A 12,472-nucleotide genomic window follows, 5' to 3' on the forward strand; every position below is an offset into this window, starting at 1 on the left:
CAGCGTGCCTCCGCCGCTGACCGCGTTGACAAGGCCGGCTGTCACTTCCGGATAACCGCCCAGCCGGACCGCGATGAGCAAATTGTCCCGCGGGTCCACGGCAACGGTATCCGCCCAGGTTGTAAGGGTGATTGTTTGGGCTGGGTCACTGTAGATAGCTTTCATCAGCTTTTCTGTCATTGCATATTGATCTTCCTTTCCATCTTTGCGCAAAAAAAGACCGCACAGCACCATTAGGTACTATACGGTCTTTGCGGTGTTCATCAGGCTGCGAAATCATGTACAACTCAGGCAGGCAGACTGCCTCTGGGCGGTTACTCTGACACGAATACTCTGACCTGATTTCTCCTTTATTATATCCTCTTATTCCTCCCTTGTGAAGTGGAGGTTTCCTCCACAAAATGCAGGCCAACAGAATAGATCGACTGGGTCGGTACTCAGAACAAATGTAGCGATATGGAAAATCAACGCTTAAAGGGCATATATAAAATAATTATTCCGGTACATACAAATAGCAACTTTTCACATGGTCATTTACAATTCCGATTGCCTGCATATAGGCATATACAATCGTACTACCTACAAATTTAAAACCGCGTTCTTTCAAGTCCTTACTTATTTTATCTGAAAGCGGCGTTTTTGCAGGAATTTCAGTTTCCGACTTAAAATGATCAAGGATAGGTTTGTTATCAACATAAGACCAAATAAACGCATCAAAGCTTCCATATTCTTCTTGAACTTTAATAAATTGCTGTGCGTTTATGATTGACGACTTGATTTTCAACCTGTTGCGAACAATATTGGGATTTTGCATTAACTCATCAATTTTAGTTTCGTTATAGAGAGCAATTTTATGATAATCAAACTGGTCAAAGGCTTCTCGAAATGCCATTCTTTTATTTAATATCGTTAGCCATGATAATCCAGCTTGCATACCTTCGAGAATTAGCATTTCAAATAGTTTTCTATCATTATGAACTGGCTTTCCCCACTCTCTGTCATGGTATTCTTTATAGCGTTCCGTAGTTGCCCACGAACACCTTTTTCTATCGTCTTTCTTCATGAGAACCTCCGTTTCGTAAAAATTCCAAGTTGCTCTTACCTGCATTATATCATGCTGTTATAAGCATTGCTATTTATTTTCTGCTTTTGAAAAGCTACTTATTAGCCTTGTATTTTATATGGAGTAGTACTATTACAAATCATAGGCTAATAAGTTTTCTGTTAAACACTTCAAGTCATGCAACTGCACGACTTAAAAACAAAACCGGATTGAACGAGATGGTCCAGACCGTTTTTTTGTGTTCTAATCAGGTAAATTCATATTTTATGTGTGCTTTTTTCCGATATCCAGCAGCACCGCGCCGCGCGACTTTGCCACATAATACCTGATATCCCCTGCAAACATATTCTCCGACAGGTTACATAAACAAAACTTCGAGTGTTCGATCAAATGCGCCAGGACTGACAACTCCTCCCGCCGTGCGCCTGAAACAGGGATATTCAAATTCTCTACCCTGTTACAGGGCGGGATATGCTGCGCCTTGTAGTCGCCCCATTCCTGTTCGTCCATGTCCGGCATATTGGCGACCCCTATGATACATGCATGGGGAACCCCTTTCGTTTCACGCTTCAGCATGCTCATGTAACCGGAGGAGCAGTAGTCGGATATGATATGGAAGCGGTTCACACCATAAGTTTCTACCAAAAAGCGCACTGCCTGTCCGAACAGGCACAGGCTTTGACAGGTGACCGGCCCCAAAGAAAAAATGCTGCAAACGTCCGGTTCCTGCGGCTTCCAGCTATGCCCATTTTCCGACGCCCTTGTAATCACATACCACCGCAGCGCACGGATCGCTTTCTGCTCTATCGTTTTGACAGCGCCGGACGAGATACCCAACCGCTCTCCAATTTCCTTGCGCGTACTTCCAGCCTGCCGCTCTGCGAGGACAAGACCCTGCCCGTCCTTCAGGGAGGCAAAGCCATCCCGAACAAATTGCATGGTTAGCTCGCTGCAAACATCCAGAATCGTCACGCCCTTTTTTTCGGCATATTCATATTGCCAGTTTTCCTCGTCATAGAGCGCCAGATACAGATAGCTTATTAAATGCGTTGAGCGGGACAGCATCCAGCGTTCGATCATGTTGACACCGGTCCCGATATTGCGGTTGCTTCTATGCGTATCCCCAACGCCCGGCGCGATCACTTTGTCGATCAGACAGGCAGGGATACCCGCGTCTCCCTGCTGCAGCTCCTGAAGGAGCTGGTTATAATGGTTTGGCCTTGTGACCAGTGTTATAGTGATCTCTTTTTGCGGAAAATGAGCCTTTGCATCCAGAGCCGCGACAAGGCTGATACGGCTGAAGCTGTGCTTCCCTTTCCAGAAAAACTGAAACTCCACCGTATCATTTTGCTTGGCTACTTCAAACGCCGCGCCGACTGTCCGCTTGTAAATGTCATCGTCATATAGGGCATTATGCCCGACGAATGTGCAAATTGCCATATACGTCCCTCTTTCAGAGTTTATAACTCTATTTCGCAGGCAATCCTTGTTTATATAGTATTCTGTATACGAGGGATTGGAATGCGATATTATGAAAAAATTCGAGAAATACGCGAGGATAGAGGATATACGCAACAGCAAATTGCGGATATCCTTTGCGTTGGTCAACGCACCTATTCCGATTATGAGAGCGGCAAAACTCGAATCCCTTTAGAAAGCGCCATGCTTCTTGCAAGGTTTTACAATGTAAGTTTGGATTATTTAGTCGGAATTACGGAATGTGCATACCCCTATCCCAAAACCAAATAGCTAATGCGTACACTCGGAAAACCCGAGTGTTTTTTGTAGGCACTTCTTAACATTGATAATAATTATACCACCGCTTACAGATATAAGCAACGCTGGGCAACAATCTTGATACACTATTTTCAGTAATTATGATTATTTAGGAGATTGCCATGCCAAAATTATTGGGGAATGAGACGTTTGGCGCAAACCTGAAAAGGATTCGGTTGACATGTGGGCTGACCCAGGAACAAACCGTTGCTAAACTACAGGTACTCGGTTCCCCAATCAGCCGAAGCACTTACTCACTCATTGAGATGGGCAGGGGAAATTTATTTGTTAGTGATTTGGTAGGTTTGCAAATGATATTTGGCGTAAAGTATGAAGAATTTTTCAAGGATATCTCGACTTGCCGTTCTTCAAAAAAACCTGAATAAAGGCAATATCGTATAACTGCTCGATAAAATAAGAATATTGTCCGACAACATGTATCGTTTTATCACAAAACATACAATATTTGCATTTTATTTAGATATATTAAAAAGCTCCAAGGAAGCGTTGAGAAAAGATGAACGTTTCAGGTTAAATTCAAAAACAGTGGTATCCGAGACATGAATGTTGGGATACCGCTGTTTATTTATATTTTTCAGAAAAAGGACTGCTCTTTATATGCCTGAAAAGGAAAACCGGTCTGGACGTATCGTTGCGTCCAGGCCGATTTTTTGTGTTCTCATGGAATAAGTTTGTTTACGGATGCCTAGTATTCCAGCAGATCGGGGATCGTACAATCCAGAACATAGCAACACTTTGCAAGAAAATCAAGGTCAGCCAGTGCAATATCCTGCCCTTTATAATACCGGTCAATCACACTGTACTTGACGCCAGTCAAGGTGCGCAAACCGTTACGGGTAATGCCATGGCTTTTCATCACATCAGCCAATTTTACCCTGACATAACCGTATTCGACTCTCTGATAGCTGATAATACTTTTCAAATCCATAGCGCCCCTACTGATCTATAATTGTATCAGCGCTTCCCTTTATTGACATTTTCCCGCTTTAAGGCCATCCCTATATTGGGTAAATTGTATGAAGCGAAGGTGCGGGAAATGTCGAATTATGCTGAACACTGGTTCCGGTTTCAAAGCTGGCAATGCGAAGATCTTAAGGCAAAATGGCGTAAGCGTAAAACACAAAGACGGGTAGAAAGATATGAGAAAATAGCGGTGGTAATGTGGCGGAACGTTCCACCACTATTAATGTTAGACGGTGTAAGCAGATGACGAGCAACAAGTTGAAGCATCAAGCGAAAAAAGTGCTGGAATGGGGACTGGCAATACAGGAGTGTCGTAACAGCGGTCTGCCTGTGAGGGAGTGGTGCCGGCAACACGGAGTCGCCGCAACAACATAATCAAGTATGACATAAACAACAATTTTTCATTGCGTAAGCCCCTTAAAGAAGGACTCTCGTGTAGATATCACACGGGAGTCTTTTTCATAGGCTGTTCGTGTATCATATATTGACTTCTTCTGCTTTCAGCTGGCTTATTTTACGCTTACCTTCGATTCACTTGCTGGTACAGTGCTTAAATTTTGTCAAAATACCCAATAGGTCAGTTGTTTTATTGGATAAAACTATTATTTACAAACATAAGTAAATTTATTATACTATTTGCATAACAAAAAAAAAGTTTTAAAAACTTATTTTTTGTTAGGCCCATGTGGCTTTGTCGGATATAATACATCTGAACAGTAATGGAGAGGAAGTGCAATATGGAAACTGAGAAAAAGAGATTGGAATTCTACGGTGGGGTTTGGATATCATTTTTACCTATTATAATTTTTATCTTAGTCACCGCGGGATTTACCATCAAAGGTGCCCCTGCAGTGCAAGGGCTTTGGTTAGCCGCATTTACAGGCATTTTTATTACATTCTTTTTTGCAAAAGATCGTAGCGGTTACTGCGAGGCAATTCTAAGGGGATTTGGCGACAAAGGAGCGACCATTCCATTTGCGTGTTTCATTTTTGCGGGATTATTTGCGGCGATTCTGCGGGAGTCCGGCCTTGTGGGAGGTATCATCTGGGCTGCTTATGAACTGGGCGCCACAGGTACAATATTCATCATTGTAGCATTTTTGGCCGCCTGTTTGTTTGCCACGGCAGCTGGAACCGGATTTGGTGCAATTGTAGCCTGTATGTCGGTGCTATATCCAGCTGGAACGTTACTAGGCGCAAATCCAATGCTGCTGGCAGGAGCTATCATCGGTGGCGGTTGCTTCGGCGACAACTTGGCTCCGGTTTCAGACACGACAATCTGCTCAGCAGCTAGTATGGAAACCGATGTAGGTGGTGTTGTAAAATCCCGCCTACGCTATTCATTAGTTGCTGCGGCAATTACTATTGTCATCACTTTTGTTCTAGGAATGCTCATAGGGCAAAACAGTGCCGATATAGTACCTTTGGAATTGCTTCAAGAGCAGATGTATCCCAAAGGGCTCTTAATGCTGATTCCTGCATTACTGACTATTGTGTTAGCAATGAAAAAAGGTGACATCATATACGCTATGATTATCGGAAGTGTTGTAGGGCTGGTGTTTGTGTATTTATTTCAAATGCCCAGCGCATCTACGCTTGTTACTATTGAGGAAGGCTCAGTGGGTGGCTCTCTGGCGACTGGTGTCAGTGATATGCTCCCCAATGCACTGCTGGTGATTTTGATTATCGCTTGTGTGCAGGTGCTAAGGGAAGGTGGCGGCGATCAGGAACTGATGGAGCAAGTGGGCAAAGTAGTCAAGACCGTAGTGAACGCTGAACTTTCTGTAGCAGTCTTGTCTTTCTTCATGGGCGTTGTAACCGTAACCAATTCGGCAGCCATTTTCACAGTTGGCTCGTCTTTTGGAAAATCTATCGGCAGGAAGTTCCACATTCATCCCTACCGCATTGCCAATATCATGGACTGTATGGCTACAGGCGTAACGTATGCATTGCCTTATAACGTAACCATCACTGTGCCTATTGTAATGGCGATTCAAGCACAAGAAATCTTTGGTGAGCATGTGTCCACGCTGGATGGTCCCATGTTACCGCTATTTGTAATCTATCCCATGGTGCTAATTGTACTATATGTGATTGCTATTTTGACTGGATATGGACGGCGCTATGTGGGCGAGGATGGGACTCCTGTCAAGAAGCTGAATGGATGAACCGCTTTGTGTTGACAAGTAAAACCGATTTCTTCTAAAATAGAACTTATTAGAAATAAAAGAAGAATCGAAGTGTTTACTTATGAAAAAAATTGAAGACGAGATCCAGACCTTTAAAAAGTTAATGCAATTGTTCGCACGACAGTTTGGCTCCAATTGCGAAGTTGTCCTCCATGATCTTACACGAGACTATGAATCCACCATTGTGGATATCGTGAACGGGCATGTGTCTGGAAGGAAAGTGGGAGATAGCGGCACCAATTTAGGGTTGGAAGTTTTGCGTGGAACCAAAATCGATGGAGATCGTTTCAACTATATCTCTAACACCCAAGATGGTAAAATTTTGCGCTCTTCCAGCGTCTACTTTTATAACGATGCGGGCAAGGTCATTGGAGCTTTATGCGTGAATCAAGATATCACTGAAAGTTTGCGTCTGGAAAAATATATTTATGAGCAGAATGGCGGGTATTCCTTGATTCCAAACAGTCCGACGCAGGAAAATGATCAAGTAGAAGAGTTTATTACCAGCAATGTAGCAGAACTGTTGGATTGCATGTTAGGGCAGGCTCAAAAGCATGTAGGGGTCCCGCCCCAATCTATGACCAGAGAACACAAGCTGGCTTTTTTGAAGTATCTGGATGAAAAGGGGGCGTTCCTAATCAGCAAATCCAGCGAAAGAACCTGCAAATTTTTGAACATCTCCAAGTTTACATTTTATAATTATTTAGATACCGTGCGAAAAAATTCAGAAATGGCGAAATAAACTTAGGCACGAGGAGGTCTAGTTATGAGTGAAGTGGAAAAACGTTTGGAGTTGGCGGGACTGAACTTGCCCCCGGCTCCTCTTCCAGGCGGAATGTACACACCTGTGCGTCCTTTTGGTATGCGGTGCGCCTATTTGTCTGGTGTGGCATGCAATCTGCAGGGCGGTGAGACCTTTGAAGGGAAAGTGGGCGCCGAACTGACACTGGAACAGGCCGAGAAAGCGGCTGAACAGTGCGCGTTGAACGCGCTGGCGGTTCTGAAAGCGAACATTGGAGATTTGGACAGGATAGCCAGTGTAGTAAAACTGTTGGGATTTGTGGCCAGTGCTAATGATTTTTACGCCCAGCCACAGGTGATGAACGGTGCAAGTGAACTGTTGTGCTTGGCATTTGGCGATCAGATCGGAAAAGCAGCCCGTTCTGCCATTGGTGTGAATGTGTTGCCCGGAAACGTACCTGTGGAAATAGAATTGATTGTAGAACTGCGGGATTGAGGAGGACCTGAAGATAGATGTATGCGAACCGACTCGCCTGCCGCTCCTGCGGGTCACAATTCCCGTTGGAACTGCAATATGCCTGCCCTCACTGCGGGGGCATTTTGGAAGTGAAATACGATTACGATGCTCTTGCCCAAGATGGGCGGCTGACCCTGCCGGAGTTGCCGGGTCTGTGGAAATACCTGCCTTTGTTACCATTGCAGCAGGAAGAAAATATTGTTAGTTTAGGCGAGGGAGGAACGCCGTTGCTTCGTTGCCAGCGGATGGCGGATATTTACGGTGCGCAGATAGAGTGGTACATCAAAGCGGAGCATCTGAATCCTTCTGGATCCTTTAAAGACCGGCCTTCCAGCGTGGGTGTATCCGCCGCAAAGGAAGCCGGCGCCGAGAAAGTAGTGATTGCTTCTTCGGGAAACGCTGCGGCGGCCACGGCCGCTTATTCGGCCCGAGCCGGTATGGAATGCGTGGTGTTTGTGCCTGAAAGCACGGATCCCGGAAAAGTGATCCAAGCCGCGTCCTACGGTGCAACAGTGATTCCCGTAACGGGAAATTATTCCCACTCTTACGATATGGCTGACCTTTGCGCGAAGCGGTTTGGATGGCCCAACATCACCTCTACCTTTCTGAATCCCTATACTGTTGAGGCGGATAAAACGGTTGCCTATGAGATATTTGAGCAGTTGGGTGGCCGCTTCCCTGATGTGGTTATCATTCCCATTGCGTCCGGTCCGCTGATGATCGGAGCCTACAAGGGGTTTGACGAACTGCGGCATTTGGGACGTGTACCTGCGCAGCAGCCGCTGCCAGCCATGGTGGGCGTTCAAAGTGAACAATGCATGCCCATTACCCGAGCCTATCTGAACGGAGACGCGCAGGTGCATTGCTGGGATGGCACTATCTCGACCATTGCAGGAGGAATCAGCGATCCTCTGGTGGGCTACGAGAACGATGGAACATTAACATTGCAGACAGCCCGTGCATCCGGCGGCATGATGCTCTGTCTGACAGAAGGTGAGATCTGGCAGGCCACGCAGATGGTGGAGACAAAAGTAGGATATTATTGCGAACCCACTTCCGCGACGGCCATTGGCGCGGTAAGCAAGCTGTGGAATGAGGGTTTCCTGAAAAAGGGCGCTACTGTAGTTAGCGTATTAACAGGGCATGGATTTAAGTATACGGGGCGCCGGTGTAACATCTTGCAGCCTATATCCAAAGTAGAGCAGTTGGAGATTCTTTTGAAGAAAACTCAGTGAAAAGAGATGACACTTACAAAAAGGCATTTGCCAAGGCATTTGCCGTTCACAACATGAGCTGTGAACGGCAGACGCTCTTTTTGTGTTCCAATGGAGTATAATACATTATTTTTACTGTAAGCATCAAATCCTACAACGAGAACCTGTCAGGGAGGTTTTGCTGTCAAACAGCATATCAAAGACGAAAAAGGAGCTGGCAGATTGCTGCCAGCTCCTCGTTTCGAAGGGAAAAATCATTTATCTCCAGGACAATACAATACCGCCGGTTAAAACGGCGTTCAAGATCACAGAAATAAATTCAGCAGCGTATAAGTACCTATCCAGCGGCCTGTTGGCCAGTGTTTCCAGAAACAGGTGGTTAGCAGACCATGCAGCGACAGAGACTGCCCGGATATTCCGTTCCACGGCCTTCCAATTCGTCTTGTGCTTTCTGGCAACTTCCGGGTAAAGCCGCTTTGTTACGGACAGGAGTCGTTCCGGTCCTTCCATACACAGGAATACTGAATGGACTACATAAAAATAGCCTTTGTATTTTGCAGTTACACCAAGCCTGAATAACAGATTGCGGATCGCTTCTGTATCCCCGTTTGTTCTGCCTGTTTCGTATGTACTCGTCCTGCCAGCGCTGCCTGCCGTAGGATGTGCGGTATCAATCATAAGACAACGTACACCCTATCAGGAAATCATGGATCACGTCCAGAAGATGGACGGGCGAGAGCTGAAACTTCGTACAACGTGCAGCGAGTTGTTCAACTGCACGTTTATCATGAGAAAATGCAGATACAAGCGTAATGGTCACCTAGCCTTGTCCGAACCGCTGTTTTGCCAGTATCCCATAAGCTGGGGAATGATAGGACGGGACCATCATTTCATGCAGGAAGTATCTATATACTTCGTCGCTGCTTTCATCCTCTGTCTCATTTTCTTTCAAACCGTACAGGTCATCAGAGAGCCGGAATGCGTCCTGCAGCAGTGAGACCGCATCCCTCGCGATCGGTATGGTTCGTGGATGCAAGGCTGGTATCTCCATTAGCACAGGCTCTATACAGGGAAGCCCATCGTTGTGTGGGCTGCCATCACCGGATACCAGTTCAGACAGTGAAATGCCCAGCTTTTCTGCCAGATATTCCGATGAATCTGCCCGCGGATGGGACGTACCTTTCATATAGTCCGTTAATGTAGTCCTTGGTATCCCCAATTCCTGCGCGAACTCTTGAAACCCCACCCCTCTTTTGTCCAGTTCTTTCCTTAATGTGGCTGAAAATGTTTCTCTCTATTTTCATTAGAACACCTTCTTATGCAAAAGCATAAGGAAGCAGCTTCTGGGGGTAAATGGCAGCTTCTCGTCAAAAAGTACAACTTTTCGACATGATTAAAAATACGCCTGATTTCACAGACGATTTCGTTTTGGGCAGTTGTTATCTATAGCGTTGGTATAACAATCATATGAATGTTTCTTATTAGGAATACACACTGTCAGAAAGGTATGTGGCGGGTATCAGCCCGCCACAGCGGGGTTTTGAGTGGTGTTGATTTCAATGTACTCGGCAATCCGGCGGAGCTCGTCAGCAAATTTGAATTTCACACTGATATTGCCGTTTTCGTAAACCTTGATATGGTCTACAAGCTCAATCAGAATTTCCCGGTTGAGTGTTTCAATGTTCTGGTACTTCATAAAGGCTACAAGAGCAGGATGCTCATTATTTACACCGTTTGCCAGCTCCGCCCGTTCAGCGGTCAGCCGGGCCAGAATGTCCGAGAGGGATACGGCCTGCCGCTCATAATCGGCTTTCATATCCCGGTAGTCCTGCTGGGTAATTTCCCCGTCTTTCCAGTCTTGATAAAGAGACTGCTTGTACCGGGTCACTTTTGCCAGTTCCCGCTCCTTGGCGGCTATCAGATCGTCCAGTCGGAAAGACTGGCTTTTTTTGATGGGGGCCGAATTGATCCGGGCGATAATCTCGGAGTAGGAAACCGCCAGATGTACCTGTTGCCGTACAGCGAACAGGACAGCGGCCTCCAGCCGCTCATGCTTGATAGAGTGCATGGTGCAGGCTGTCCGAGAACGGTTTTTGTAAGTAGAGCAAAGGTAACGGGTGCTTTGCCCGCTTGAGCTTCGGGTAACAGACTTTCCACAATCCGCACAGCGGAGGAAGCCGCTGAATAGGTGAAGCTCCTTTGTCCGGGGAGCCCGCCGGGTATCCCGCTTTAAGAGAGATTGCACCTTTTCAAAAGTCTCCCGCTCTATGATGGCCTTGTGAGTATCGGGAACCCGTACCCATTCTTCCTCGGGCACTTCCTCGATCTGGTGTACCTTGTAGCTTTTCACCCGGTGGCGGCCCTGCACCAAATCCCCGGTATAAATCGGGTTTGTGAGAATAAGGGTTACGGCCTTATCGCCCCACAGGGGAGTGTCCGATGGTGAGCTCACAGGCAGGCCCTTTTCCTTGCGGTAGGTAGCCGGGCTCGGTATACCGTGATCGTTCAAGTGATAGACGATAGACCGCCGAGCCATGCCCTGCAAACACAGGTCATAAATGAGCTTGACTATTTCAGCCGCCTCGGGATCGACAATCAACTGGTGCTTGTCTTTCGGGTCTTTCACATAGCCATAGGGAGCAAAGGAGCCGATATACTGCCCGTTGCGCCGCTTGTAGTCAAAGACCTGGCGGATCTTCTTTGAGGTCTGGTGGCAGTATTGATCGTTCATTACATTCGTAATGGGGACGATAATGCTGGAAACGCTGTCCGGGTCACGGTAGCTGTCTACATTCTCGGCAAGGCTGATAAAGCGGACGCCCATTTGAACAAACAGGTTGTCAATCAGACTGCCTGCATCGCTGTAATTTCTTGCGAAACGGGAAAGGTCTTTGACGATCACACAATTTATTTTGCCACTCATTACATCGGCAAGGAGCCGTTAGAAGTCCTCCCGGTTGGCGTCCGTCCCGGTGTGGCCGTCATCCACATACTCTGCGATGCTTTCAAATTCGTTCTGATGCTTAAAGTAGAAATCCCCCAGCAGGTCACGCTGGTTTTTCACGCTGTTGCTGTCATCCTTGCCGTCTTTAACTTTTTTCAAATCCTCTTTAGAAAGCCGGATGTATGCGCCCAGCCGCCAGCGGCGGACGGTATAAGAGGGAGAGAAACTCTGTTGCAATCCTCTGTTTTTTGTTCGTGCCATTGTTCCTCCTTCCCTATCACATTACATCTATATTATACCTCTGCCCGGGCGGGACAACAAGGATGCCTCCGCCTTGGGACACTTTGTCTCGAAGTAGCAAACAGGCCATAACCGAAGTTACAGCCCGCTTTTTTGCCGGAGCAGAAAGTCCGTCAGCGTGTCCTGTAAGGACGGTCCGCTTTCCGCAAATTCAATTTTCACACCGATCCCGCCGATGCAAAAGCAGTATGGATTTTCTACCGCCTGCAAAAACAGAGCGATCCGCTCCTCCCGGGGGAGAGAGGTATCAAAGGCCATACCGCTCACATCCGGCAGGGACTCAGGAGCCACTGCGCCGATGTCAACGCTTTTCATTTGTTCCAGTTCCTTTGCCGTTAATCTCACGGTAAAACCTCCTTATCAAAAATAGGATACGCCTCCCGCATATCGTGGGGAAACGCAAGAGGACGGCACCGAAAAAAGTGCCGTCCTCTTGTCTTGCTCCACATCGGGACACAATGTCTCGAAGTCAGAAAAGGCTTTTTTGATAATGGGCCTCGGCCTCTTCCAGAGAAACGAAGTCAAACAGCTCATGGAGCTCGGCCATCATACGGCGTATGTCATCGCCAGCAAAGCCGCAGTTTTCCATCGCCATAATCACATAGCCACGGCAAGCTCCGTTGCTCCACGGCTCAGATAACAGGGCCGCCAATTCTGCGGGATCGTAGTTCATAGACTGTACCTCGCTTTCCTAAAATTTAGGGATCGCCGCCCACATTTTCTTGACCTGTCCAAAGACAACAA

At 46.7% G+C, this 12,472-nt stretch carries 15 protein-coding genes and 2 pseudogenes; 6 read left to right on the forward strand and 11 right to left on the reverse strand.

The features are described from left to right. The 3 genes from H8S45_RS13350 to H8S45_RS13360 form a co-directional block, all read right to left on the reverse strand. A partial coding sequence (locus tag H8S45_RS13350; protein WP_186950240.1) for a hypothetical protein occupies nucleotides 1-180 on the reverse strand: 180 nt, incomplete at its 3' end. Nucleotides 181-493: 313 nt separating this feature from the next. Next, nucleotides 494-1,063 (reverse strand): DNA-3-methyladenine glycosylase I, encoded by a 570-nt coding sequence (locus H8S45_RS13355; protein WP_054328139.1) that lies wholly within the window; start codon nucleotides 1,061-1,063, stop codon nucleotides 494-496. 264 nt (nucleotides 1,064-1,327) lie between these two features. Beyond that, nucleotides 1,328-2,503, reverse strand: a complete 1,176-nt coding sequence (locus H8S45_RS13360) for a sigma factor-like helix-turn-helix DNA-binding protein (protein ID WP_186950242.1) — start codon at nucleotides 2,501-2,503, stop codon at nucleotides 1,328-1,330. 81 nt (nucleotides 2,504-2,584) lie between these two features. On the opposite strand from H8S45_RS13360, the gene H8S45_RS13365 reads away from it, so the two are divergent. Both H8S45_RS13365 and H8S45_RS13370 read left to right on the forward strand, forming a co-directional pair. Next, entirely contained in the window at nucleotides 2,585-2,812 is a 228-nt protein-coding gene (locus tag H8S45_RS13365; protein WP_082397358.1) for a helix-turn-helix domain-containing protein, read from the forward strand. Between the two features lie 149 nt (nucleotides 2,813-2,961). Continuing rightward, the gene (locus tag H8S45_RS13370) at nucleotides 2,962-3,225 is read left to right on the forward strand and encodes a helix-turn-helix transcriptional regulator (protein WP_147574571.1); all 264 of its coding nucleotides are present in this window, start codon (nucleotides 2,962-2,964) and stop codon (nucleotides 3,223-3,225) included. Nucleotides 3,226-3,545: 320 nt separating this feature from the next. Here the strand turns inward: H8S45_RS13370 and H8S45_RS13375 are convergent, their stop codons facing one another. After that, complete coding sequence (locus H8S45_RS13375) at nucleotides 3,546-3,788, reverse strand: helix-turn-helix domain-containing protein (RefSeq protein WP_054328135.1); 243 nt, start codon at nucleotides 3,786-3,788, stop codon at nucleotides 3,546-3,548. Nucleotides 3,789-4,560: 772 nt separating this feature from the next. Between H8S45_RS13375 and H8S45_RS13380 the strand changes: the two genes are divergently transcribed. The 4 genes from H8S45_RS13380 to thrC all read left to right on the forward strand — a co-directional run bounded on the left by H8S45_RS13380 (nucleotide 4,561) and on the right by thrC (nucleotide 8,505). After that, nucleotides 4,561-5,991 carry a Na+/H+ antiporter NhaC family protein gene (locus tag H8S45_RS13380; protein ID WP_054328134.1) on the forward strand — a complete coding sequence of 477 codons (1,431 nt, stop codon included), beginning with the start codon at nucleotides 4,561-4,563 and terminating at the stop codon, nucleotides 5,989-5,991. 82 nt (nucleotides 5,992-6,073) lie between these two features. Continuing rightward, the gene (locus H8S45_RS13385; RefSeq protein WP_054328133.1) at nucleotides 6,074-6,754 is read left to right on the forward strand and encodes a helix-turn-helix transcriptional regulator; all 681 of its coding nucleotides are present in this window, start codon (nucleotides 6,074-6,076) and stop codon (nucleotides 6,752-6,754) included. 24 nt (nucleotides 6,755-6,778) lie between these two features. Further along, the gene (locus tag H8S45_RS13390) at nucleotides 6,779-7,249 is read left to right on the forward strand and encodes a RidA family protein (RefSeq protein WP_054328132.1); all 471 of its coding nucleotides are present in this window, start codon (nucleotides 6,779-6,781) and stop codon (nucleotides 7,247-7,249) included. A gap of 110 nt (nucleotides 7,250-7,359) precedes the next feature. Continuing rightward, nucleotides 7,360-8,505 carry a threonine synthase gene (gene thrC, locus H8S45_RS13395; protein ID WP_262564783.1) on the forward strand — a complete coding sequence of 382 codons (1,146 nt, stop codon included), beginning with the start codon at nucleotides 7,360-7,362 and terminating at the stop codon, nucleotides 8,503-8,505. Between the two features lie 237 nt (nucleotides 8,506-8,742). Here the strand turns inward: thrC and H8S45_RS13400 are convergent, their stop codons facing one another. The 7 genes and pseudogenes from H8S45_RS13400 to H8S45_RS13420 all read right to left on the reverse strand — a co-directional run bounded on the left by H8S45_RS13400 (nucleotide 8,743) and on the right by H8S45_RS13420 (nucleotide 12,401). Next, nucleotides 8,743-9,162: a sporulation initiation factor Spo0A C-terminal domain-containing protein gene (locus H8S45_RS13400; RefSeq protein ID WP_054328130.1), complete on the reverse strand. Its 420-nt coding sequence runs from the start codon at nucleotides 9,160-9,162 to the stop codon at nucleotides 8,743-8,745. Next, the gene (locus H8S45_RS16925) at nucleotides 9,155-9,304 is read right to left on the reverse strand and encodes a DUF6514 family protein (RefSeq protein WP_407925837.1); all 150 of its coding nucleotides are present in this window, start codon (nucleotides 9,302-9,304) and stop codon (nucleotides 9,155-9,157) included. The genes H8S45_RS13400 and H8S45_RS16925 overlap by 8 nt, the downstream gene beginning before the upstream one ends. Next, nucleotides 9,305-9,520, reverse strand: coding sequence for a hypothetical protein (locus H8S45_RS16410; protein ID WP_243182475.1), 216 nt, complete (start codon nucleotides 9,518-9,520; stop codon nucleotides 9,305-9,307). Between the two features lie 84 nt (nucleotides 9,521-9,604). After that, a pseudogene (locus H8S45_RS16930) lies at nucleotides 9,605-9,730 on the reverse strand (helix-turn-helix domain-containing protein); the annotation flags it as partial. Between the two features lie 273 nt (nucleotides 9,731-10,003). Then, a pseudogene (locus H8S45_RS13410) lies at nucleotides 10,004-11,689 on the reverse strand (recombinase family protein). A gap of 117 nt (nucleotides 11,690-11,806) precedes the next feature. Continuing rightward, on the reverse strand, nucleotides 11,807-12,073 hold the full coding sequence (locus H8S45_RS13415) for a DUF6870 family protein (protein WP_054328128.1): 267 nt from the start codon (nucleotides 12,071-12,073) through the stop codon (nucleotides 11,807-11,809). A 124-nt stretch (nucleotides 12,074-12,197) separates the two neighbouring features. After that, nucleotides 12,198-12,401, reverse strand: coding sequence for a hypothetical protein (locus H8S45_RS13420; protein WP_054328127.1), 204 nt, complete (start codon nucleotides 12,399-12,401; stop codon nucleotides 12,198-12,200). Nucleotides 12,402-12,472 lie beyond the last annotated feature (71 nt).

The organism is Agathobaculum faecis (genome assembly GCF_014287995.1).
In the GTDB taxonomy this organism is placed as follows: Bacteria; Bacillota; Clostridia; order Oscillospirales; family Butyricicoccaceae; genus Agathobaculum; species Agathobaculum ammoniilyticum.